This window comes from Streptomyces fodineus, assembly GCF_001735805.1.
Lineage (GTDB): Bacteria > Actinomycetota > Actinomycetes > Streptomycetales > Streptomycetaceae > Streptomyces > Streptomyces fodineus.
The window spans coordinates 6,225,722-6,248,761 of record NZ_CP017248.1 but is presented as its reverse complement, the minus strand read 5'-3'; the positions used below and the strand labels follow the sequence as shown (position 1 = coordinate 6,248,761).

The window sequence follows — 23,040 nt, the reverse complement described above, 5'->3', positions numbered from 1 at the left end:
CGACCCGGCCCGCCCTCACAGCACCGCTCCGGCCTCGAGCACGGCGGCCACCTCGTCCGGGGTGGGCATCGCCGAGGAGCACTCCAGACGCGAGGCGACGATGGCGCCGGCCGCGTTGGCGTGCCGCATGATCGTCTCCAGGTCCCAGCCGGCGAGCAGGCCGTGGCAGAGGGAGCCGCCGAAGGCGTCTCCGGCGCCGAGGCCGTTGAGGACCTTGACGGGCAGGGGCGGGACCTCGGCGCGGTCGCCCGAGGCGCCGACCGCGAGGACACCCTTGGGTCCCTGCTTGACGACGGCGATCTCGACGCCGGCGTCGAGCAGCGCCCGGGCGGCGGCATGCGGCTCGCGTACGCCGGTGGCGACCTCGACCTCGTCGAGATTGCCGACGGCGACGGTCGTGTGCTTCAGGGCCTCGGCGTAGAAGGGCCGGGCCGCGTCGGGGTCTTTCCAGAACATCGGACGCCAGTCGAGGTCGAAGACGGTGATGCCGGACCTGTTCCGGTGGGCGAGGGCCGCGAGGGTGGCCGTACGGCTGGGCTCCTCGCTCAGGCCGGTGCCGGTGACCCAGAAGATTCGGGCCTCGCGGATCGCGTCGAGATCGAGCTCATGGGCGTCGATCTCCAGGTCGGGCGCCTTGGGCTGCCGGTAGAAGTAGAGCGGGAAGTCGTCCGGCGGGAAGACCTCGCAGAACGTGACCGGCGTCGGGAGCCCCTGGACCGGGGTGACCCAGCGGTCGTCCACGCCGAAGCCGCGCAGTGCCTCGTGCAGATAGGCGCCGAACGGATCCTCACCCGTGCGGGTGATCACTGCGGTGTGCCGGCCGAGCCGGGCCGCGGCGACCGCCACGTTCGTCGCCGACCCCCCGAGGAACTTGCCGAAGGACGACACCTGGGCGAGCGGGACACCGGTCTGCAGCGGGTAGAGGTCCACTCCGATCCGCCCCATGGTGATCAGGTCGTAGGCCATCGGCTTCCCTTCGTCATGACTCTCCCCGGCTTTCTAGTCCCGTACGGCGAACCCTGTCAATAGTTTGTCCAGACATTCGGACCAGCTCTTGACATCGCTTTCCGGGCGCCCGCACGCTGGCGCCCATGACGTCGTTGTCCCCCTCCTCCTCACTGTCCCGTATCCGGATCGGATCGGCGCCCGACTCCTGGGGCGTGTGGTTCCCCGACGACCCCAGGCAGGTGCCCTGGCAGCGGTTCCTCGACGAGGTGGCCGGCTCCGGCTACGAGTGGATCGAGCTGGGCCCCTACGGCTATCTGCCCAGCGACCCCGCGGTGCTCGCCGAGGAGACCGCCCGGCGCGGCCTGAAGGTGTCGGCCGGCACGGTCTTCACCGGCCTGCACCACGGGGCGGCCGTGTGGGACGAGACCTGGGCGCACGTCTCCGACATCGCGGCCCTGACCCAGGCCATGGGCGCCCGGCACCTCGTCGTCATCCCGTCCTTCTGGCGGGACGACAAGACGGGTGAGGTACGGGAGCCCGACACGCTGACCGCCGGGCAGTGGCGGAATCTGACCTCCCTGACCGAGCGGCTCGGGCGGGAGGTGCGGGAGCGGTACGGGCTGACGATCGTCGTCCACCCGCATGCCGACACCCATATCGACACCGAGGAGAACGTCACCCGATTCCTCGACGGCACGGACTCCGACCTGGTGTCGCTGTGTCTGGACACCGGGCACTACGCGTACTGCGGCGGGGACAGCGTGCGGCTGATCGAGACGTACGGGGAGCGGATCGGGTATCTGCACCTCAAGCAGGTGGATCCACGGATCCTGGCGGACGTACGGGCCGAGGGGATGCCGTTCGGTCCTGCCGTGGCCCGGGGCGTGATGTGTGAACCACCGCGCGGCGTACCGGAGTTGGGCCCTGTGCTGGATGCGGCGTCGCGGCTCGGGGTGGAGCTGTTCGCGATCGTCGAGCAGGACATGTACCCGTGCGAGGCGGACGCGCCGTTGCCCATTGCCCGGCGGACCCGGGCGTTTCTCCGGTCGTGCGGCGTGTAGGGGCACCGGCTCGTCCGCCTTTGCCGCGGCTGTGTCACAAACACCCCGGCCGTGTCACGCACGTCACGGGTACGGGAATTCCGTGTCACACCGTGTCGACAGCCGCTGTCCCGCGGTCACTCTGTGTCGTTGACCCGTCGCAGGCTTGGTGATCGCCAGCGTGGCGCCCGGCTCCCCCGACGACCGCCCCCGGTCGCCGCTGTGGCGCGCGCAGGGAGGTGCAACCCATGACCGACCAAAGGCTCTGGTCCTACAAAGAGATCGCGGCGCACATCAAGGTGCAGCCGGACACCGTGCGGTCCTATCGCAAGCACGGGCTGCTGCCCCCGCCCGACCATGTGGAGGGCGGCAAGCCGTACTGGTACGCCGACACGGTCCGCGCCTGGGTCGCCTCCCGGCCCGGCAACCGCGGCCGGCGGTGATCTCCAGCGTGAACCGGCTGTGCCTCACCCGCCGTGTGGGGCACAGCCGCAAGATGATCACGCCGCTCCCGGGCCGGGAGTGGGCCGCCCTCAGCTCCACGGCTCGATGACCGTGACCCCGGCCCCCGGCGCCTTGTCCATCGCCGCGAGGGCCGCCGGCGCCGCGTCGAGAGGGATGGTGGACGTCACGAGGAGGTCGGGACTCAGGACGCCGGCGCGGACCATGCGGAGCATGCCGGGGTAGGCGTGGGCGGCCATGCCGTGGCTGCCGAGGAGTTCGAGCTCCAGGGCGATGGCGCGGGCCAGCGGCACGGGGGTGGTGCCGTCGGCCGAGGGCAGCAGGCCCACCTGGACGTGCCGGCCGCGGCGGCGCAGGCCGTTCACGGAGGCCGCGCAGGTGCCGGGCGAGCCGAGCGCGTCCAGGGAGAGGTGGGCGCCGCCGTCGGTCAGCTCGCGGACGGCGGCGGCCGTATCGGCCACACCGGTGGCGTCCAGGCACTCGGCGGCGCCGAACTTCCGCGCCAGGCCGAGGGCCTGGGGTGACACGTCCACGGCGACCACACGTGCCCCGCAGGCGGACGCGATCATCACCGCCGACAGCCCGACCCCGCCGCACCCGTGCACCGCGACCCACTCCCCCGCCGCCACCCGGCCCTGCCGCACCACGGCGCGGAACGCGGTGGCGAAGCGGCAGCCGAGGGCGGCGGCGGTGGCGTACGCCATGTCGTCCGGTATCGCGACCAGGTTGACGTCGGCGTGGTCCAGCGCCACGTACTCGGCGAAGGAGCCCCAGTGGTGGAAGCCCGGCTGGGTCTGGCGTTCGCACACCTGCTGGTCGCCCGCCGCGCAGGCCGGGCAGGTGCCGCAGGCGCAGACGAACGGCACGGTGACCCGGTCGCCGGGGCGCCAGTCGCTCACCCGGGAGCCCACCGACTCCACCACACCGGCGAGTTCGTGCCCGGGCACGTGTGGCAGCGCGATGTCGGGGTCGTGGCCCATCCAGCCGTGCCAGTCGCTTCGGCAGAGGCCGGTGGCTTCGACCCGGACGACCACGCCGTGCTCCGCGGGCTCCGGGTCGGGGACCTTTCGCACCTCGGCCGGTTCGCCGTATCGCTCGAACACCACTGCTCGCATGCGCGCTCCTTTCGGGAACCTCCGTGAAGATCAGATACTCCGGGAGCCTCCTCGTTGTGTCGCCAGTTCCGGTTCCTGGTCGCTGGGCGTACCGTTCCCCGCGTCCCTTCGAAGCGCGTCTTCGCCTCCCTCGCTCACACCGAACCGCTCGTGGAAGCGCCGCAACGGTGCCGGCGCCCACCACGTGGCCCTGCCCGTCAGCCGCATGATCGCCGGTACCAGCAGGCTCCGTACCACCATCGCGTCCATCAGCACCGCGAGCGCGATACCGAGGCCGAGCATCTTGGTGTTGGTCACCCGCGACGTGCCGATGGCCACCATCACCACCGCGAGGATGACCGCCGCCGCGGTGATCAGCCCGCCGGTGCGTTGCAGTCCGTGCCGTACCGCCGCTTCGTGGTCGCCCGTGCGGTCGTACTCCTCCTTGATGCGGGAGAGCAGGAACACGCCGTAGTCCATGGAGAGTCCGAAGGCCACGCAGAACATCAGCACGGGCAGGGTGGTCTCGATGGAGCCGGAGCTGGTGAAGTCGAGCGGGCCCGACAGGTGGCCGTCCTGGAAGACCCAGACCACCGCGCCGAACATCGCCGTCAGGCTTAGCGCGTTCAGGACCACCGCCTGGACCGGTATCAGCACGCTGCCCGTCAGCAGGTAGACCAGGAGCAGGGTGACCACGGCGATGAACGCGGCCGCCCAGGGGAGGCGTTCGCCTATCGCGTGCTTGGTGTCGACGAGGACGGCCGCCGTGCCGGTCACCTTGGTGGCGAAGGGCGCGTGCACCGCGCGTATGTCGCCGACCAGGCGCTGGGCCGGGTCGCCCACGGCCTCGCCCTTCGGCTGCACCGTGAAGTAGGCGGCGTCGCCCTTGACCAGCGGGCCGTCGACGCGGACCACCTCGGGGAGCGCGGCCAGCTGCTGCTTGTAGCTCGCGTACTGCGTGTCCGTGGCGCTGCCCTCGGCCAGGATCTCCAGACCGCCGCCGGGACTGCCCGGGAAGCCTTCCCGGATGTGCTGCTGCACCACATGGGACTCTGCGGTCGAGGGGAGCTGGCGGTCGTCGGCGGTACCGAACTTCACACCCAGGAAGGGCAGTCCGAGGACGACCAGGAGGACGGTGGTGCCGAGCGCGAAGAGCGGGGCTCTGCGCATCACCAGGCCGGCGGCGCGGGCCCAGGCGGTGCCCTCGGCGGGCTTCGGGGCGCCCTCGCGACGCAACAGGCGGCGCAGGTCGAGGGAGTTGACCCGGTGGCCCAGCAGGATCAGCGCGGCGGGGAGCAGGATCAGCGCGGCGGCCGCGGCGAGCAGGACCACGGCGATGCCGGCGTAGGCGAAGGACCGCAGGAAGTACTGGGGGAAGACCATCATGGCGGCCAGGGACACCGCCACCGTGAGGGCGGAGAACAGGACCGTGCGGCCGGCTGTGCGCAGCGTCGTGCCGACCGCGGTCAACGGGTCGGCTCCCGTGGACAGTTCCTCGCGGTAGCGGCGGACGATGAACAGGGCGTAGTCGATGGCCAGGCCGAGGCCGAGGGCCGTGGTGAGGTTGAGCGCGAAGACGGAGACGTCGGTGAAGGTCGTCAGGCCGCGCAGGACGGCGTTGGTGCCGAGGATGGCGACGATGCCGATACCCAGCGGCAGCAGGGCGGCGACGGCGCTGCCGAAGACCATCACCAGCAGGACGAGGGTGATCGGCAGGGCGATCAACTCGGCGCGGGTCAGGTCCTCCTTGATGACGGTCTGCATCTCGTGCCGGACGGCGACGATGCCGCCGAGTTTCACCTGGACCGGGCCGTGCGTGCCCCGGTAGTGGGGCGCTATGCGGTCCAGGGTCTTGCCCATCGCGTTGTCGTCGCCGGTGATGCGGGCGGCGATCAGCGCCTCGTGGCCGTCCCCGGCGCGCAGGGCGGGTGATCTGTTCTGCCAGTAGGAGCCGACGCCGGTCACGCCCCGCTCCCCCGCCAGCCGGCCGGCCAGGTCGCGGGCCTCGGCGGCGACCGCCGGATCGTCGACCGAGGCACGGCCGGAGCCGACCAGGAGCAGCAGGTTCGGCTGGGAGGCCGGGAACTCGCGCTCCAGGGCCTTGGTGGCGTACGTCGACTCGGCGTGCGGGTTCTCCCAGCCGCCGCTGCCGAGACGGTCCACGACACCGCTGCCGGCCAGCACCGCGAGCGCGGTGAGCACCAGGGCCACCAGCAGCGACAGGCGTGGACGGGCGGTCACGAACCGGGCGTAGCGGCCGATGCGGGGTGGTGCCCCCTGCGGCACCGCCTCCCCCGTCCGCGGTGGCGTGTTGACTTCGGTCATGGTGCGGTGTCCCCTTCACCGAGAAAACCGTAAACTGGCAAACACGAGAGATCGCTCGCGTTTTCACAGAATGCGAGCGACCACTCGTGTTTGTCAATCCCGTTTGGAGATCTGGGGACACCGCGTGCCCGACAACCCACAGACACAGAAGGAGCAGCCGCGCCGCCGGCAGGCCCGCGGGGAGCGCCGTATCGCCCAGCTGCTCGAAGCGGCCGCCCGGGTCTTCTGCACCACCGGCTACACCGCCGCCAGCACCAACGCCATCGCCCGCGAGGCAGGCGTCTCGCCGGGCACGCTCTACCAGTTCTTCCCGAACAAGGAGGCCATCGCGATCGAGCTGGGCGACCGGCTCGTCCACGAGATGCGGGACACCTACGGCGAGGCACTGGCTCCCATCGACCCCGCCACCCCGCTGGAGACGGCCATCGGTTCCGCCATCGACCGGTTCCTGGCCTTCAACACCGAGCACCCGGTCTTCTTCGCCCTGATGCACGGCCCCGACATCCCGGGCCGGATGGCCGAGACGCACGACCAGCTGCACTCGACCCTGATCAGCCGGCTCGAGAGCCTGCTCGCCTCCCTCATGCCCGGCGCCGCCCCGGCCGACGTCACCCGCACGGCGCACGTCTGCCTCGGCATCTACAAGTCCGGCCTGGAGCTGGTCCTCGCCCACGAGGGCGCCGAGCGCGCGGCCTATGTGCAGGAGATCAAGGACGTCCTGATCCGGTACCTGGCACCACTGGCGTGCGACCGGCTCGGCCCCGGCTGATCCCTGGGCGTCACCCGGACTGCGACGCCCGGCACATCTGCCTAGAGTGCGGATGAATCACCCAGCACGCCCCGTCGCCGTCCGAGGGGACCCCCGTGAGCCACTCCCCGCCTCCCGGCACACCCAGGGCCCGCATCCCCGGCCCCCAGCAGCCGCCACCGCCGTACCCCCGCATCGCCGCGGGCCTGTGGCGGCGCTGTCTGGGCGGCGGGCTCGCCCTGTGGGCGCTGATCGCGTGGGTCACGTACGAGACGCGGAACAGCGCGCTGCTGCCGACGCTGATCCTGCTCGGCAGCTTTCTCCTGCCGGTCGCGTTCATCCTGTGGGCGTACGAGCGGCACGGCCGCGACCTGGGCGTCAGCGCGGTCCTCGGCTGCTTCCTGACCGGCGGCACCCTCGGGGTGCTCGGCGCCTCGCCGATGGAGTCGTACGCGCTGCGCCCGTCCCCCGGGATGTTCGCCGGCGTCGGACTGATCGAGGAGGCGGCCAAACTCGCGGCGCTGGTGTTCGTGCTGCGCCGGCAGCCGTACCTGCGCGGGCTGCGCGCCGGACTGGTGCTCGGCGCGGCCGTCGGCTTCGGTTTCGCGGCGCTGGAGAGCGCCGGGTACGCCTTCACCGCTGCCGCCTCCACCGAGGGCGTCGATCTGCGCGACCTGCTGGAGACGGAGATCCTGCGCGGGGTCCTCACCCCCCTCGGGCACGGCCTGTGGACCGCGATCGCCGGCGGCGTCCTGCTGTCCCGGCGCCGCCTGAACGGGCGCTTCCGTCTCGCCGCGCCGGTCGTCGGCACCTACCTGGGCGTCTCCCTGCTGCACGTCCTGTGGGACTCCACGCACGGCCTCGCTATCTGGATGGCCGCCCGGCTGACCCGGACCGGCCTGGAGAACCGGCTGTTCGCGCTGGGTCACCTCGTGGGGCCGAGCGCCACGCAGCAGCACCTTTTCACGTTGTTCTCGGTCGGCGGACTGGCCCTGGTGGCCCTGGCGGGGGTCGGCTGGGTGCGGTCTCTGGCGCGCCGGGACGCCGCTTGGAGAAATACCCCCTAGGGGTATACCCTGAGAAACGTGGGGATCCCCCGCGGACCCCATCGGCCCCACACGCCTCCACGAGGAGTAACGACATGACCGCCCACACCGACACCCCGGGCTCCGTCACCACCGTCTACAAGGTGACCGGCATGAGCTGTGGCCACTGCGAAGGCTCCGTCTCCGGCGAGATCTCCCAGATCCCCGGCGTCAGCTCGGTGAAGGCCGTGGCGTCCACCGGCGAGGTGACGGTGGTCTCCGAGACCCCGCTCGACGACGAGGCCGTGCGCGCCGCCGTGGACGAGGCCGGCTTCGAGCTGACCGGCAGGGCCTGAGAGACAGGGCGCGTACGGCTCCGACGACGCGAGACAGGTCTCGTGGAAGCCGTACGACAAGACCTGGGACACAGGGCTCGAACGACCGGTCCCGACCCGTATCCGGGAGCCGAAACCTTTCCCCGACCGGGCCGTGCCGACCAGCTGATACTGGATCCGCGCGGTCCGGTCCGATGTCTGGAGTCCGGACATGACCAGCACCACCGCACAGAACGAGACCGCGATAGGCGGCACATCCGAGGTCGAGCTGCTGATCGGTGGGATGACCTGCGCCTCCTGCGCCGCCCGGGTGGAGAAGAAGCTCAACCGGATGGAGGGCGTCAGCGCCACCGTCAACTTCGCCACCGAGAAGGCGAAGATCGCCTTCGGCGAGGGCGTGCGGCTGGACGACCTGATCGCCACCGTGGAGAAGACGGGCTACACCGCCGAGGAACCCGCGCCGCCGGAGCCCGAACCCGAGGCGGCCCCCGACACCCCCGAGCGGGACCCCGAACTCGGCGCCCTGCGCCACCGCCTGCTCGTCTCCGCGCTGCTCGCCGCGCCCGTGGTCCTGCTCGCGATGATCCCGGCGCTGCAGTTCGACAACTGGCAGTGGCTCTCCCTGACCCTCGCCGCACCCGTCGTCGTCTGGGGCGGCGCGCCCTTCCACCGGGCCGCTTGGACCAACCTCCGGCACGGCGCCGCCACCATGGACACCCTGGTCTCGGTCGGCACGCTGGCCGCGTTCGGCTGGTCGCTGTGGGCGCTGTTCCTCGGTGACGCGGGCATGACCGGCATCCACGACGAGTTCCGCTTCACGGTCTCGCGCATGGACGGCGCCTCCACCGTCTATCTGGAGGTCGCCGCCGGCGTCGTCGCCCTGATCCTGCTCGGCCGCTATCTGGAGGCCCGCTCCAAGCGCCGCGCGGGTGCGGCCCTGAGGGCGCTGATGGAGCTGGGCGCCAAGGACGTCGCGGTACTGCGGGACGGCCGTGAGGTACGGGTCCCCGTCGCGTCCCTGGCCGTCGGCGACCGGTTCGTCGTACGGCCCGGCGAGAAGATCGCCACGGACGGCACGGTGGTCGAGGGCATCTCCGCCGTGGACGCGGCCATGCTGACCGGCGAGTCGGTGCCGGTGGACGTCGGACCCGGCGACCCGGTCACCGGCGCCACGGTCAACGCGGGCGGCCGGCTGGTCGTCGAGGCGACCCGGATCGGCGCCGACACCCAGCTCGCGCGGATGGCGCGGCTCGTGGAGGACGCGCAGAACGGCAAGGCCGAGGTGCAGCGGCTCGCCGACCGGATCTCCGCGGTCTTCGTCCCGGTGGTCATCCTGATCGCGCTCGGCACCTTCGGGGCGTGGCTGGGCGTCACCGGCGACACGGCCGCCGCGTTCACGGCCGCCGTCGCCGTCCTGATCATCGCCTGCCCCTGCGCGCTCGGCCTCGCCACACCGACCGCGCTGATGGTCGGCACCGGGCGCGGCGCCCAGCTCGGCATCCTCATCAAGGGCCCCGAGGTGCTGGAGTCCACGCGCCGCGTGGACACGGTCGTCCTCGACAAGACCGGCACCGTCACCACCGGCCAGATGACGCTCCAGAGGGTGTACGTCGCCGACGGCGAGGACGAGAAGGAGGTGCTGCGCCTCGCGGGCGCCCTGGAGCACTCCTCCGAGCACCCGGTCGCCCGCGCGATCGCCGCCGGCGCAGAGGAACGCGCCGGAGCACTCCCGCGGGTCGAGCACTTCGAGAACGTCCCCGGGCGAGGCGTACGCGGACGCGTGGAGGGCCGGCAGGTCGCCGTGGGGCGACTGGCCGAGAACACCGCCGGGCTGCCGCAGGAGCTGGCGCGCGCGGCACGCCAGGCCGAGCAGGAGGGCCGTACGGCCGTCGTGGCGGGCTGGGACGGACGGGCCCGCGGGGTCCTCGCCGTCGCCGACGCGATCAAGGAGACCAGCGCCGAGGCGGTCCGCGGGCTGCGCGCGCTCGGACTCACGCCGGTGCTGCTCACCGGGGACAACCGGACGGTCGCCGAGGCGGTCGCGAAGAGCGTCGGCATCGACGCCCAGAACGTGTTCGCCGAGGTGCTCCCCGAGGACAAGGTGGACGTCGTACGACGGCTGCAGCGCGAGGGGCGGGCCGTGGCGATGGTCGGCGACGGCGTGAACGACGCGGCCGCGCTCGCCACCGCCGACCTGGGCCTGGCCATGGGCACCGGCACGGACGCGGCGATCGAGGCCGGCGACCTGACCCTGGTACGGGGAGATCTGCGGGTCGCCGCCGACGCCATCCGGCTGTCCCGGCGGACGCTGGCCACGATCAAGGGGAACCTGGTGTGGGCCTTCGGCTACAACGTGGCCGCGCTGCCGCTGGCCGCGGCCGGGCTGCTCAATCCGATGATCGCCGGCGCGGCGATGGCCTTCTCGTCGGTCTTCGTGGTGACCAACAGCCTGCGGCTGCGCCGCTTCCGCTGAAGTCCCCTGGTGTTACCGGCGGTTCACCTCAGTCGAAGTAAGAGACCCTCTAGAGTCCGGCGCGAGCCTCACATAAGCTCTTCACAAGGCTCGCGCATCTTCCTTACGCTTGGGCTCCGATCGTCGTATCGGGGCTCTTGCGTACCTAAGGGACATATGCAAGAGACGCAGATCACAGTGATGCGAACGTAACCATCGAAGGGGTTCGAAGGTCTAAGTTGGCGATGTCGGTACGACGTCTTGGGGGGCGTCAGCCGGCGTCTGGGGATGTCTTGGGGGACTTCCTCAGAGATGCGTTGCCGGGGCACGTGCGCCGGGAAGCTTTGAGCGGCCCTCCCAGCGTGCGTTGTCCCGGCAGATGCACCGCATCACTGGAGCAGGACGAGTTTTGCTCATTCTGCTCGACGACAGCGATTCAGGCGCTGTCCTCTCCGAGCGCCCGGCCGGATCCCGTGGGGGGAATCCGCACCGGGACATGGGAAGGCGCCCTGGTCGTCGGCCCGTGGGGGGACCGGCGTCTCAGGGCGCCTTCTGCTCTTACGACCGCTTCAGGGCCCACCCGGTCAAGGGCAGACCCTGTCACTCACTGCGCTCAGCGCTGCTCGACCGGCACGAAGTCGCGCAGCTCCACGCCCGTGTAGATCTGGCGCGGGCGGCCGATGCGGGAGCCCGGCTCCTTGATCATCTCGGTCCACTGGGCGATCCAGCCCGGCAGGCGGCCGAGGGCGAACAGGACCGTGAACATCTCGGTCGGGAAGCCCATGGCCCGGTAGATCAGACCGGTGTAGAAGTCGACGTTCGGGTACAGCTTGCGCTCGACGAAGTAGTCGTCGGACAGCGCGTGCTCCTCCAGCTTCAGGGCGATGTCGAGGAGCTCGTCCTCCTTGCCCAGCGCGGAGAGCACATCGTGCGCGGCGGCCTTGATGATCTTGGCGCGCGGGTCGAAGTTCTTGTAGACCCGGTGGCCGAAGCCCATCAGACGGACGCCGTCCTCCTTGTTCTTCACCTTGCGGATGAAGGTGTCGACGTCGGAGCCGGAGTCGCGGATGCCCTCGAGCATCTCCAGCACGGACTGGTTGGCACCGCCGTGCAGCGGGCCCCACAGCGCGCTGATGCCGGCCGAGATCGACGCGAACATGTTGGCCTGCGACGAGCCGACCAGGCGGACCGTCGAGGTCGAACAGTTCTGCTCGTGGTCGGCGTGCAGGATCAGCAGCTTGTCGAGCGCGGCGACGACGACCGGGTCCAGCTCGAACTCCTGCGCCGGGACCGAGAAGGTCATGCGCAGGAAGTTCTCGACGTAGCCGAGGTCGTTGCGCGGGTAGACGAACGGGTGGCCGATCGACTTCTTGTACGCGTACGCCGCGATCGTCGGGAGCTTGGCGAGCAGCCGGATCGTGGAGAGGTCGCGCTGCTTCTCGTCGTGCGGGTTGTGGCTGTCCTGGTAGAAGGTGGACAGCGCCGAGACGACCGAGGACAGCATGGCCATCGGGTGGGCGTCGCGCGGGAAGCCCTTGTAGAAGTTCTTGACGTCCTCGTGCAGCAGGGTGTGCCGCGTGATGTCGTTCTTGAACGTCGAGAGCTCGTCGACGGTGGGCAGCTCGCCGTTGATCAGCAGGTACGCCACCTCGAGGAAGGTGGAGCGCTCGGCCAGCTGCTCGATGGGGTAGCCGCGGTAGCGGAGGATGCCCGCCTCGCCGTCGAGGTAGGTGACGGCGGATTTATAGGCGGCCGTGTTGCCGTATCCGCTGTCCAGCGTCACCAGACCGGTCTGGGCGCGGAGCTTCCCGATGTCGAAGCCCTTGTCGCCGACGGTGCTGTCGACCACCGGGTAGGTGTACTCACCGTCGCCGTACCGCAGTACTACAGAGTTGTCGCTCACGTCTTCCCTCACCGACGTAGTGCCTCATCTTCGAGGTGCCCTGACTGTCTCTACCATCCCCCATTTGGCTCAGGAGAGTGCACTCGGGGTCGACCATTGGGCCTATTGGCGGCACTCAGTGCCGCCAACCTGCTCATCCTGCCCCCTCGAAGGGGGCAACTGGAAGGCTCTGTGACCTTCATGACTCATTTGATCGATCATTTTTCGTGCTGAGCCTGAAGTCGAGGGCCGTGCACCGCCGTCCGGCCGACACCGTGCGCACGGCCTGCCCGATCGCCTTGCGCGAACCGACGAGGACAACCAGCCGCTTGGCCCGGGTGACCGCCGTATAGAGGAGGTTCCGCTGGAGCATCATCCATGCCCCGGTGGTGACCGGAATCACCACGGCGGGATATTCACTCCCCTGGGAGCGGTGGATGGTCACCGCGTACGCATGTGCCAGTTCGTCCAGTTCATCGAATTCGTACGGAACCTCCTCGTCCTCGTCCGTCAGCACCGTCAGGCGCTGGTCGACCGGGTCGAGCGAGGTGACGACGCCCACGGTGCCGTTGAAGACTCCGTTCTTCCCTTTCTCGTAATTGTTGCGAATCTGGGTGACCTTGTCGCCGACCCGGAAGACCCGTCCGCCGAACCGCTTCTCCGGCACATCGGGCCGGCCGGGGGTGATGGCCTGCTGGAGCAGCCCGTTCAGCGCCCCGGCCCCGGCCGGCCCCCGGTGCATGGGCGCCAGAACCTGGATGTCCCGGCGTGGATCGAGCCCGAACTTGGCCGGAATCCGACGGGCGGCCACGTCCACGGTGAGCCGCCCCGCCTCTTCCGTATCGTCCTCCACGAAGAGGAAGAAGTCCTTCATCCCGTCGGTGACCGGGTGCTGCCCGGCGTTGATCCGGTGTGCGTTGGTCACGACACCGGACTGCTGAGCCTGCCGGAAGACACGGGTCAGCCGGACGGCCGGGACGGGGCTGCCGTCGGCGAGCAGGTCACGGAGCACCTCCCCGGCCCCCACGCTGGGCAGCTGGTCCACGTCCCCGACGAAGAGGAGATGGGCGCCGGGCGGTACGGCCTTGACGAGCTTGTTGGCCAGCAGCAGATCCAGCATGGAGGCCTCGTCCACGACGACGAGGTCGGCGTCGAGCGGCCGGTCCCGGTCATAGGCGGCGTCCCCGCCGGGCTTCAGCTCCAGCAGCCGGTGCACGGTGGAGGCCTCGGCGCCGGTCAGCTCGGCCAGCCGCTTGGCGGCCCGCCCGGTGGGGGCGGCCAGCAGCACCTTGGCCCGCTTGGCACGGGCCAGCTCCACGATCGAGCGAACGGTGAAGGACTTGCCGCAGCCGGGCCCGCCCGTCAGCACGGCGACCTTCTCGCTGAGCGCCAGCTTGACGGCGGCTTCCTGCTCCGGGGCGAGATCGGCGCCGGTACGGCCCCTCAGCCAGCCGAGGGCCTTCGCCCAGTCGACGTCCCGGAAGGCCGGCATCCGGTCCTCGTCCGTCCGCAGCAGGCGCAGCAGCTGGGCGGACAGGGACAGCTCGGCACGGTGGAAGGGCACGAGGTACACGGCCGTGACGGGCCGGTCGGCGTCACCGTCCGGGCCGGGCACCTTCTCCCGTACGACACCGGGATCGTCACCGTCGTCTGCCGGCTCGGCCAGCTCGGCGAGGCACTCGATGACAAGCCCGGTGTCAACGGCGAGCAGCTTCACGGCGTCGGAGATCAGCCGCTCCTCCGGCAGGAAGCAGTGCCCCTGGTCGGCGGACTGCGACAGGGCGTACTGCAGCCCCGCCTTGACCCGCTCCGGGCTGTCGTGCGGGATGCCGACGGACTGGGCGATCTTGTCGGCCGTGAGGAACCCGATGCCCCAGACGTCGGCGGCGAGCCGGTAGGGATGGTCCTTGACGACGGAGATCGACGCGTCCCCGTACTTCTTGTAGATCCGCACGGCGATCGAGGTGGACACCTCGACGGTCTGCAGGAAGAGCATGACCTCCTTGATCGCCTTCTGCTCCTCCCAGGCGTCGGCGATCTTCCTGGTCCGCTTGGGCCCCAGCCCCGGCACCTCGATGAGCCGCTTGGGCTCCTCCTCGATGACCCGGAGCGTGTCCATGCCGAAGTGCTGCGTGATCCGGTCGGCGAAGACGGGCCCGATCCCCTTGACCAGCCCGGACCCCAGATAACGCCGGATGCCCTGGACGGTGGCGGGCAGCACGGTCGTGTAGTTCTCGACGTGGAACTGCTTGCCGTACTGCGCGTGCGAACCCCACCGCCCCTCCATGCGGAGGGATTCACCGACTTGGGCACCGAGCAGCGCGCCGACGACCGTGAGCAGATCACCACCGCCTCTTCCCGTGTCGACCCGGGCGACCGTGTAGCCGTTCTCCTCATTGGCGTACGTGATGCGTTCCAGCACACCTTCGAGCACGGCGAGCCGCCGCTCACCGGTCTGGGTCCCCGCCTGTTGAGCCATGATCCGACGGTACCGGTGGGGTGTGACAGGGGGTGGGGGAGCGTGCAAGGTGGCGTCGCGCCCCATGGGTGCCCCGGTATGGGGCACCATGGGGTGACGGCCGTCCGCCCGGGTCATCTCTCTGGGAGTCATGGGGAGTCAACTGATGTACGACTACGACCTGTTGGTCGTGGGTTCGGCCAACGCCGACCTCGTGATCGATGTCGAGCGGCGGCCGGCCGCCGGTGAGACGGTGCTCGGCGGCGACCTGGCCGTCCACCCGGGCGGCAAGGGCGCCAACCAGGCGGTCGCCGCGGCCCGGCTCGGCGCGAGTACGGCCCTGCTGGCCCGGGTCGGCGACGACGCCTACGGCCGGCTGCTCCTCGACTCCCTGCGCGCGGCCGGCGTCGACACGGTCGGCGTGCTGGTGGGCGGGGCGGCGACGGGCGTCGCACTGATCACGGTGGACCCCTCCGGGGACAACAGCATCGTGGTGTCGCCGGGTGCCAACGCCCGGCTCACCCCGGCGGACGTCCGGGCGGCGGTCAGCCTGTTCCTCGCCTCGCGGGTGGTGTCCACGCAGCTGGAGATCCCGCTGGAGACGGTCGTGGAGGTCGTACGGAACCTGTCCCCGGACGGCCGCTTCGTACTGAACCCGTCCCCGCCGCGGCCCCTGCCCTCGCAGGTGCTGGCGGCCTGCGATCCGCTGATCGTCAACGAGCACGAGGCCCGGGTGATCCTCGGGGACGCGTGTGTCAGCGAGGACCCCGAGGACTGGGCGCGGCTGCTGCTGGCCAAGGGGCCGCGCTCGGTGGTGGTGACGCTGGGCGCGCAGGGGGCGCTGGTGGGCGACTCATCGGGGGTGACCCAGGTGGCGTCGGTGAAGGTGGACGCCGTGGACACCACGGGCGCGGGCGACGCGTTCACCGCCGCGCTGGCCTGGAAACTGGGGTCGGGGGCCTCTTTGACCGAGGCGGCGGCCTACGCGGCCCGCGTCGGTGCGGCGGCCGTGACCAGGCGGGGCGCCCAGGAGTCGTATCCGACGGCGCGAGAGGTCGACGCCCTGTGAAGAAGGCGGGGATCCGCCACCGCCGCCTCTTCCCTGTGCTGCCGGCTCCGGAAAATCTCCTTCCGCCTCCTCAGCCGAGTCGCAATCGGCACAATGGCAAGGGTGTTGGACTTCAGCGAACTGCAGTTGGCGGACGGGACAGCCGTACGGTTCCAGCTCACCCCGGCGGATGACCGGGCCGGCGCTCCGGCGCAGCAGGCGGGGCAGCTCCCGGAGGGCATGGGGGCCACCGTGCCGGTGTCCCGGGGCGGGCGTGGTGTCGCCGCCCACGCGGTCGAGACACTGCGCAGCACCCTGCGGCCGTTGGGACCGTTCCTGCAGGAGATCCACGACGCCGTGGCGGGGTCCGAGCGGCCGCCGCAGGAGATCAGCGTCACCTTCGGCGTGCAGGTGGGGCAGGATCTCAAGCTGGGCATCGTCGGCGGGAACGGGCAGGCCCATCTGACCGTCTCGGCCACCTGGCGCCCGGCACCCGCCGGGGGCTGAGGCATGGGCTGGTTCACCAAGGCGGACCCCTCGGCCGCGGCCGACCCCCGCCACTGCGTGGTCTCGGTGCTGGAGGCCGCGGGCTCGGGGAGCGTGGGCGCGGCGGTCCTGCTGACCAGGGACCACCTGCTGACCTGCGCCCATGTCGTCAACGACGCGCTCGGACGCGGGCCGTTCGATCTGCGGCACCCCGGCGACGACACCATCGCGGTCACCCTGCACGGTTCCGCCCTCACCGTCCGCCGCGACACCCGGGTCGCCCACTGGATACCGGCGCGCCGCCGGGACGGCGCACCGGGCGTCCCCGGGGCCGAGGACCACGAATGGCTCGGCGATCTGGCCGTACTGCGGCTGCTGGACACGGGACCGGGCGGGCAGGCGCCGTTGCCCCAGTGGCTGCCGATGGCGGTCGGCCAGTCGCTGCGCGCCTGGCACAGCACCGGGCACAGCCACAGCTTCGCCGACGTACGGGTCAAGTCCTGCGACGAGGTGATCGGTTACGTCGACGGCGACGCCACCGGCATGGCCATCGGCCCCTCCTACAGCGGCGGCCCGCTGTGGTCGGTGGGCGACAACGCGGTGGTCGGTATCGTCGCCGGACACGTCATGCCGCCCCACGACCCGTCCTCCGGCCGACCGCTGCCCTACAGCTCCCAGCACATCGCGCGGCGCAGCTGGGGCATCCCCTGGCAGCGCATCGAGGCCGAACTGCGGGCGGCCGGCGCGGCCGGGCTGTTCGAGGCGCCGGCCCCCGATCCGGACGACCCGGCGTACGAGCTGCTGCTGGACCTGCTGGACCGGCAGATGCCGGCGTCGGGCTTGCGCATCGAGTACGCGTGCGCCGTCGCCGAACTGTGCGGATACGGCGTGCACGACACCCTGTCCGCGCCCACCACCGAGGAGTTCGCGGCCCTGCTGGTGACCGAGCCACGGGCGCTGTCCGCGCTGACGGAGGTGCTGCGCCGGCGGGAGCCGACGGCCGTGCCGCAGCTGCTGGCGGTCGGCCGGGTGTCGCCGGTGCCCCGGCTGCTGTCACCGCGCGAGCACCGCAAGCTGACGCGGTATGTGGACAACCTGCCCGCGCCCCTCAGGGCCCGGCTGCCCGAGGTGACGCGGGCCGCGCTGCCGCTGGCCGCCACGGGCTCCGGCCATCACACGGTCAATGAGCTCCTGGACGATCTGGAGCGCCTGCCGGGAGACAGCCGCGGTGACGCCGACGGGCTGCGGGTGCCGGGACTGCTGCGCGTGGTGGAGTACCTGGCCGCGATCGCGCCGTCCGCACCGCAGGCCTCCTTACGCCTGTGGACGGTGTCCGTCGTGGACCGGCTGGGCATCCCCACCGCCTCGCTCATGGAACGCCGTACGGACGCCGAGGAGTGGGCGCGTGCGCAGCGGGAGCGGACCGCGCCGGCCCGGGTGACCGCCCGGGTGGAGCGGTCCGGGCCGGGCCGCTACGGGCTGCGGGTCTGGTGCGACGAGGGCGCCGGCCCCCGGCAGACCAGCCTCGACGCCCAGACGCCGCGCTCGGGGGCGGAGGCGGCCCGTGAGCTGCTGAAGGTGCTGGAGTCGCTGTACCGGGCGGCGCCCGACCGGGGCCGGCCCGTGCTGGAGCTGCTCGTCGACCGGGACGGCCTGAACCTGCCGGTGGACGAGTGGGGCATCACCGGCACCGACGGCGCGCCCTGCGCGTTCGCGCCCGACGAGCTGCCCGGGGTGCTCGGCGCCGAGTTCCCGGTGGTCATCACCTGCCCGGAACTTCTGCACCGGCACGAGCGTTTCCATCCCGACTGGCGCCACCGCTGGAGACTTCTCGACTCGGACACGCTCGTGACGTTCGACGACCCCGCCCAGGGCCGCAGCGAGGTCTATGGCGCCCTGCTGGCCGACAAGGACGCAGTCCGGGTCGCCGTGGACGTTCCCCCTCGCTCACGCGACGAGATCGTGCAGACGTGTCTGATGATGGGGGTGCCCGTGGTGATGTGGGACCGCTCTCCGGCCGGCCGTTCGCATGCGCTGGCCCGGCTGTCGCCGGTGCCCGTGCACATCCTGCCGGAGGGCACGCGTGCGTACCGGGCGATGAGTCTGGGCAGTCCCGGACAGTACCCCGGCCGTCCCGTCCTCGCCTGGTCGGACGCGGACCGCTCGATGCCCCGGCTGCAGCTGGCAGAACCCCAGGAGAACGCATGAGCACGTCGGCACAGGCCAGTTGGCGGATCTTCCGCGGCGACGGCGTGGCCCGCCCGGCCACGATGCCGCCCGCCCCGCCCTGGCGGCGCTTCAGCCCCGGCGGCCGTACGGCGGGACCGCTGCCCTATCTGGTGGCCCCGGAGCACGCGGACATCGTCAACGCGGCCCTGCATCTGCGCCGCCCGCTGCTCGTGACGGGCCCGGCGGGCACCGGCAAGTCGTCGCTGGCCCGCGCGGTGGCGCACGAACTGATCCTCGGGGAGCTGCTGCGCTGGCCGGTCAACAGCCGCTCCAGCGTGCAGGAGGCGCTGTACCAGTACGACGCGATCGGGCGGCTGCGGGAGACCACGCTGAGCCGGGACCGGGGCGAGGCGGAGCCGTCCATCGGCACCTTCATCCGGCTCGGCCCGCTCGGCACGGCACTCGCCCCGCACGGCACCCCGCGGGCGCTGCTCGTGGACGAGATGGACAAGGGGGACGTGGACCTGCCCAACGACCTGCTCACCGTGTTCGAGGAAGGTGTCTTCGACATCCCCGAACTGGCCCGGCTGCCCGAGGAGATGGCGGACGTGGAGGTGCTGACCGCCGACCACCGGGGCTCGGTGACGGTGCACCAGGGACGGGTCGAGTGCACCGAGTTCCCGGTCGTGGTCATCACCAGCAACGGCGAGCGGGACTTTCCGCCCGCCTTCCTGCGCCGCTGCATCCGGCTCGACCTGCCGATGCCGGACGAGGAGCGGCTGCGGGCCATCGTCGCCGCGCATCTGGGACCGGAGATCCTGCCGGAGGTGGACGACCTGCTGCAGGCGTTCCTGCGCCGCCGAGCGCCCGGCGAACTCGCCACCGACCAGCTGCTGAACGCCGTGTTCCTGCGCACCAACGGCGTGGACCTGGACGCCGACGGCCTGCTGGACGCGGTACTGCACCAGCTCACGGGAATGGTGTGAGCCGTGCCGCGGCAGTGGGGGGACGGCGCGGGCGAGCGGCTCGGGGCGTTGCTGCGGGTGTTGAAGGGCGCCGGGTACGACCTCGATCCGCACGAGGTGCTGGATGTCCTGTGGCTGGCCGGGAGGCTGCCCGCGGACGGCCGTGACCTGCCCCTGCCGCGGCTGCTGCGCCGCACGGTGCCGCCCGCCGAGCCCATGCCCCCGGCCCCGCCGACAGCGGAGGCGGAACCGGACGAGGAGCCGGACGTCCCGCGGCCCGCCACCGAGCTGCCGTCGCTGACCAGGCCGGAACTGCATGCCGCCACACAGTCCCCGGCACTGCCCGACCTGCCGACCGTGCTGCCGGCGCCGGACCCCGGCACACGGGCGCTGCCCCTGCTCGTCCCGGAGGAGAAGGCCCTGCGCGACGAGCTGGTCATCGGGCGGGCGCTGCGGCCGCTGAAGCGGAAACGGCCGAGCCCCCGGCTGCGTGAGGTGGACGAGGCGGCGACGGCCGCCCAGCTGGCCGAGACCCGGCTGCCCGACGTGGTCCTGCGACCGCGCCGGGAGCGCTGGCTGAACCTGGTCCTGGTGGTCGACGACGGCCTGTCCATGCTGCTCTGGCACCGGCTGACCGCCGAGCTGCTGACGACCCTGCGGCGGATCGGCGCCTTCCGCTCGATCCACGTCCACGGCCTCGACACCCGTTCCCCGGGCGGTCCCGGCCTGCGCGGGCACCCGTTCGACCCCGGCAGTTCCGAGCTGTCGCCATCCGTGCTGGTCGACCCCTCCGGGCAGACGCTGGTCTTCGTCGTCAGCGACGGCATGGGGGCGAACTGGCGCAGCGGCGCGGTCCACGACGTACTGCGGACCTGGGCGGAGCACGGGCCGGTCGCCATCCTGCACACCCTGCCGCCCGCGCTGTGGGACGGATCGGGCATCCAGGCCGACCGCTGGCAGGCCACCACCCGCCGGCCCGGCGGGGCGGGCACGTCCTGGCGGATCAGCGACCGTGTCCTGCCCATCGACTTCACCGGCGTGCCCGTACCGGTGCTGCAACCGGCGGCCGACTCCCTGCGCGCCTGGACCGAGCTGCTGACCTCGCCGGGCACCACGGTGGAGCTGCCGCTGCTGGCCAGGCCCCGGGGGCACGCACCGGTCGGCTCCCGCGAGCTGGGCAGCCTGCAGCACTTCCGGGACGCGGCCTCCCCGGAGGCCTACCGGCTCGCCGCCCATCTCGCCGCGGTGTCCCCCCTGACCGTGCCGGTGATGCGGCTGGTGCAGTCGGCGGTCCCCTGGCAGGCCCGCACCACGCATCTGGCCGAGGTCTTCCTGGGCGGCCTGGTCCACCCCCGGCCGGCGCCGGTCCCCGGACCGCTGCCCGCCAAGCACCGCGTCTTCGACTTCACCGAGGAGTGCAAGACGGCCCTGCTGGACGCGGTGCCCAGCGGGGAACTCGTGCGCACCGGCCGGCGCATCGGCCGCCGCCTGGAGCAACTGGCGGGCCGCTCCCCCGACTTCCCGGCCTGGCTCGCCCATCCGGACGGCGCGGACCGGCTGCCCGCCGGGTCCTCCTCGTTCACCGCGGTGGAACGGCGGCTGATGGCCCGGTTCGGCCTGCGCCCGCCGACCCCGGCCACACCCGAGCCGCCACCCCGGGTGGTTCGGCCGCCGGTGTGGCATCCGCTCACCGGGCAGGATCCGGCCCGGCTCGGCCCGTACACACTGCGCGGCCGCCGTCCCGGCCGCCGTACGATCGTCTATCTGGGCGTGGATCCGCGGGGGGAAGAGGTCGCGGTGCGTACCGTACGGCCCGAACTCCCGGCATCCACACACCAGTTGCTGCTCACCGAGGTGACGGCGCTGCGCCTGATGGACGGCCGGTACGCGCCCCTGCTGCTCGACGCCGACCTGGACGGCCGGCCCGCCTGGCTCGCCGTACGGCTCTTTCCGTCGACCGGTGGCACGAACGCCCAGCCGCCGCGCCTGAGCGACCTGCTGGCCTACGTCGGCCCCGACCAGGCGGGCGCCTTCGACCTGCTCACCAGCCTGCAACTCGGTTACCACCTGGCCTCCGCGCTGAACATCTGCCACCTCAACGACCTGGTACCGGCCGATCTGTCGGCGGACGCCGTGGTGGTGCTGGAGCGCACGGTGCTGCTGACGGGACTGTCCGACTGCGCCATCGCCGGTGTGTTCCACGGCACCGGCGCCCCGCCCACCAAAGAGGGCAACGTCAAGGACCTCGGCGAGCTCCTCCGGCTGGTGAGCAGCCGGCCGCGCACCGCGTTGCCCGGTCTGCCCGAGGGGATGCACCTGTGGTCGGGCGACACCTGGCAGCCGCTGCGGGAGTTCGTCCTGCGCTGTCTGGACCCCGACCCGGTTCAGCGGCCCTCGGCCGGCGAGGTGACCGACCGGCTGGCGCAGTACATGGCGATCGCGGCGGCCCTGCACGGCGGGGCAGGCGGCCGGCCGGCCTCCGAGCCGGACGCCCCCGTCGCGGAGCGCACGCGGGTGGAGCCGCCGGAGCTGACCCCGGGCGCGGCGGACCTCGCACCACCGGGGAGCCGGGGCCGCACCGAGGGAGCGACCCCGATCGGCGAAGCCTGGCGGGAGACCCGCGTGATGCCGACCGGGCCCGTCCCGGGGCTCGGCGGGGCCGATCTGGGGCTGCCGCTCGATTGGAGGGAACCACCACCGCCGCGCAGACGCCGGTCCCCGCCCGGGGCCGAAAGCCCGGCCGGTGCCGAAACCGCGCCCCAGACCCCGCCCCGGCCGCCCTCCTTCGGCTACTTCGGCCGTGCCGAGCGCGCCCACAAGCTCTCGCTGGTGCGCCGCCCGCTGCGGCACAGCCACCGGATCATGCTCGTCGGCGCCGGCGCCCACTGCGCGCGCTCCACCATCACGGTCATCCTGGGCTCGCTGTTCGTGGCGCTGCGCCGGCAGGCGGTGCTGGCCCTGGACGGGTCGCCGTACACCGGGGACCTGCACAGACGGCTGCCGCCGGACGCCTCCTCGCCCCCGCACGTGCTGACGCGGCTGGCGCCGGACGCCCCGTACGAGGAGGTCCGCCGGTACACGAACGTCCTGCCGTCCGGTCCGCACGTGCTGGCTCATCGCGCCTTCCGGGCCATCCCGAGCGCGGCGTACGCCGACGAGTACCGGCATGTCCTGTCCCTGGCGACCCGGTACTACCCGGTCGTGCTGATCGACTGGGCGGCGCAGGGGCTCGACGGCACGGCGGACGTCCTGCTGCAGCACACGGATCAGCTGATCGTCTGCGCCACGCTCGAGTACCAGGGCGACGGCGACCGCGTCGAGGGCGTCCTCTCGGGGCTGCGCGCCCGAGGCTGGGACACTCTGGCCGACGGTGCCGTGGTCACCGTGACCCAGACCGTGGCCAACGGCTCCGCGTCCGCCCTCGCCCGCTCGGGCCTGCCGGACCGTCACCGGGACCTGGTGGCGATTCCCTATGATCCCCACCTGGCATCCGGCCGGGAGATCGACCTCTCCCGCCTGAAGTCCCGGACGGCCAGGGCCTTCCTCGACCTGGCGGCCCTGACGATGACCGACCCGGAGGATCCGTCGCAGACGTAGGTCTCC

At 71.9% G+C, this 23,040-nt stretch carries 16 protein-coding genes; 11 read left to right on the top strand and 5 right to left on the bottom strand.

Translation table 11 applies throughout. The annotated features are described in order from the left end of the window. Positions 1 to 15: 15 nt before the first annotated feature. Positions 16 to 966, bottom strand: a complete 951-nt coding sequence (gene iolC / locus BFF78_RS26845) for a 5-dehydro-2-deoxygluconokinase (protein WP_069780744.1) — start codon at positions 964 to 966, stop codon at positions 16 to 18. A gap of 125 nt (positions 967 to 1,091) precedes the next feature. Between iolC and BFF78_RS26840 the strand changes: the two genes are divergently transcribed. Beyond that, positions 1,092 to 2,009 carry a sugar phosphate isomerase/epimerase family protein gene (locus BFF78_RS26840; protein WP_069780743.1) on the top strand — a complete coding sequence of 306 codons (918 nt, stop codon included), beginning with the start codon at positions 1,092 to 1,094 and terminating at the stop codon, positions 2,007 to 2,009. A gap of 227 nt (positions 2,010 to 2,236) precedes the next feature. Further along, on the top strand, positions 2,237 to 2,431 hold the full coding sequence (locus BFF78_RS26835; protein WP_069780742.1) for a helix-turn-helix transcriptional regulator: 195 nt from the start codon (positions 2,237 to 2,239) through the stop codon (positions 2,429 to 2,431). A 90-nt stretch (positions 2,432 to 2,521) separates the two neighbouring features. On the opposite strand, the gene BFF78_RS26830 is transcribed toward BFF78_RS26835, so the two are convergent. Both BFF78_RS26830 and BFF78_RS26825 read right to left on the bottom strand, forming a co-directional pair. Continuing rightward, a complete protein-coding gene (locus BFF78_RS26830; protein WP_069780741.1) occupies positions 2,522 to 3,565 on the bottom strand; it encodes a zinc-dependent alcohol dehydrogenase family protein in 1,044 nt (347 codons plus the stop codon). A 30-nt stretch (positions 3,566 to 3,595) separates the two neighbouring features. Continuing rightward, entirely contained in the window at positions 3,596 to 5,869 is a 2,274-nt protein-coding gene (locus tag BFF78_RS26825; protein WP_069780740.1) for an MMPL family transporter, read from the bottom strand. A 124-nt stretch (positions 5,870 to 5,993) separates the two neighbouring features. On the opposite strand from BFF78_RS26825, the gene BFF78_RS26820 reads away from it, so the two are divergent. From BFF78_RS26820 to BFF78_RS26805, 4 genes are all read left to right on the top strand, one after another. Then, on the top strand, positions 5,994 to 6,638 hold the full coding sequence (locus BFF78_RS26820) for a TetR/AcrR family transcriptional regulator (protein WP_069780739.1): 645 nt from the start codon (positions 5,994 to 5,996) through the stop codon (positions 6,636 to 6,638). Positions 6,639 to 6,733: 95 nt separating this feature from the next. Further along, positions 6,734 to 7,684 (top strand): PrsW family intramembrane metalloprotease, encoded by a 951-nt coding sequence (locus tag BFF78_RS26815; RefSeq protein WP_069780738.1) that lies wholly within the window; start codon positions 6,734 to 6,736, stop codon positions 7,682 to 7,684. Between the two features lie 74 nt (positions 7,685 to 7,758). Beyond that, positions 7,759 to 7,998, top strand: coding sequence for a heavy-metal-associated domain-containing protein (locus BFF78_RS26810; RefSeq protein WP_069780737.1), 240 nt, complete (start codon positions 7,759 to 7,761; stop codon positions 7,996 to 7,998). A gap of 190 nt (positions 7,999 to 8,188) precedes the next feature. Continuing rightward, positions 8,189 to 10,450, top strand: a complete 2,262-nt coding sequence (locus BFF78_RS26805; RefSeq protein WP_069780736.1) for a heavy metal translocating P-type ATPase — start codon at positions 8,189 to 8,191, stop codon at positions 10,448 to 10,450. 592 nt (positions 10,451 to 11,042) lie between these two features. On the opposite strand, the gene BFF78_RS26800 is transcribed toward BFF78_RS26805, so the two are convergent. Together BFF78_RS26800 and recD2 are read right to left on the bottom strand one after the other, a co-directional pair. After that, on the bottom strand, positions 11,043 to 12,332 hold the full coding sequence (locus BFF78_RS26800) for a citrate synthase (RefSeq protein WP_069780735.1): 1,290 nt from the start codon (positions 12,330 to 12,332) through the stop codon (positions 11,043 to 11,045). Positions 12,333 to 12,510: 178 nt separating this feature from the next. After that, positions 12,511 to 14,790, bottom strand: coding sequence for an SF1B family DNA helicase RecD2 (gene recD2, locus BFF78_RS26795; RefSeq protein ID WP_069780734.1), 2,280 nt, complete (start codon positions 14,788 to 14,790; stop codon positions 12,511 to 12,513). 145 nt (positions 14,791 to 14,935) lie between these two features. On the opposite strand from recD2, the gene BFF78_RS26790 reads away from it, so the two are divergent. The 5 genes from BFF78_RS26790 (at position 14,936) to BFF78_RS46365 (ending at position 23,034) form a co-directional block, all read left to right on the top strand. Continuing rightward, positions 14,936 to 15,838 (top strand): ribokinase, encoded by a 903-nt coding sequence (locus tag BFF78_RS26790; RefSeq protein WP_069780733.1) that lies wholly within the window; start codon positions 14,936 to 14,938, stop codon positions 15,836 to 15,838. A gap of 93 nt (positions 15,839 to 15,931) precedes the next feature. After that, positions 15,932 to 16,324 carry a CU044_2847 family protein gene (locus BFF78_RS26785; RefSeq protein WP_069780732.1) on the top strand — a complete coding sequence of 131 codons (393 nt, stop codon included), beginning with the start codon at positions 15,932 to 15,934 and terminating at the stop codon, positions 16,322 to 16,324. A gap of 3 nt (positions 16,325 to 16,327) precedes the next feature. Beyond that, positions 16,328 to 18,511, top strand: coding sequence for a VMAP-C domain-containing protein (locus BFF78_RS26780; RefSeq protein ID WP_069780731.1), 2,184 nt, complete (start codon positions 16,328 to 16,330; stop codon positions 18,509 to 18,511). Next, the gene (locus BFF78_RS26775) at positions 18,508 to 19,458 is read left to right on the top strand and encodes an AAA family ATPase (protein WP_069780730.1); all 951 of its coding nucleotides are present in this window, start codon (positions 18,508 to 18,510) and stop codon (positions 19,456 to 19,458) included. The genes BFF78_RS26780 and BFF78_RS26775 overlap by 4 nt, the downstream gene beginning before the upstream one ends. A 3-nt stretch (positions 19,459 to 19,461) precedes the next feature. Next, positions 19,462 to 23,034, top strand: a complete 3,573-nt coding sequence (locus tag BFF78_RS46365) for an SAV_2336 N-terminal domain-related protein (RefSeq protein ID WP_069780729.1) — start codon at positions 19,462 to 19,464, stop codon at positions 23,032 to 23,034. Positions 23,035 to 23,040 lie beyond the last annotated feature (6 nt).

What these genes read in the sequence shown, in the direction of transcription:
- BFF78_RS26825 (WP_069780740.1), bottom strand. Translation starts at nt 5,869, where the DNA reads ATGACCGAAGTCAACACGCCACCGCGGACGGGGGAGGCGGTGCCGCAG.
- BFF78_RS26810 (WP_069780737.1), top strand. Translation starts at nt 7,759, where the DNA reads ATGACCGCCCACACCGACACCCCGGGCTCCGTCACCACCGTCTACAAG.
- BFF78_RS26775 (WP_069780730.1), top strand. Translation starts at nt 18,508, where the DNA reads ATGAGCACGTCGGCACAGGCCAGTTGGCGGATCTTCCGCGGCGACGGC.
- BFF78_RS26785 (WP_069780732.1), top strand. Translation starts at nt 15,932, where the DNA reads ATGGCAAGGGTGTTGGACTTCAGCGAACTGCAGTTGGCGGACGGGACA.
- BFF78_RS26805 (WP_069780736.1), top strand. Translation starts at nt 8,189, where the DNA reads ATGACCAGCACCACCGCACAGAACGAGACCGCGATAGGCGGCACATCC.
- BFF78_RS26840 (WP_069780743.1), top strand. Translation starts at nt 1,092, where the DNA reads ATGACGTCGTTGTCCCCCTCCTCCTCACTGTCCCGTATCCGGATCGGA.
- BFF78_RS26780 (WP_069780731.1), top strand. Translation starts at nt 16,328, where the DNA reads ATGGGCTGGTTCACCAAGGCGGACCCCTCGGCCGCGGCCGACCCCCGC.
- BFF78_RS26830 (WP_069780741.1), bottom strand. Translation starts at nt 3,565, where the DNA reads ATGCGAGCAGTGGTGTTCGAGCGATACGGCGAACCGGCCGAGGTGCGA.
- iolC (WP_069780744.1), bottom strand. Translation starts at nt 966, where the DNA reads ATGGCCTACGACCTGATCACCATGGGGCGGATCGGAGTGGACCTCTAC.
- recD2 (WP_069780734.1), bottom strand. Translation starts at nt 14,790, where the DNA reads ATGGCTCAACAGGCGGGGACCCAGACCGGTGAGCGGCGGCTCGCCGTG.
- BFF78_RS26835 (WP_069780742.1), top strand. Translation starts at nt 2,237, where the DNA reads ATGACCGACCAAAGGCTCTGGTCCTACAAAGAGATCGCGGCGCACATC.
- BFF78_RS26790 (WP_069780733.1), top strand. Translation starts at nt 14,936, where the DNA reads ATGTACGACTACGACCTGTTGGTCGTGGGTTCGGCCAACGCCGACCTC.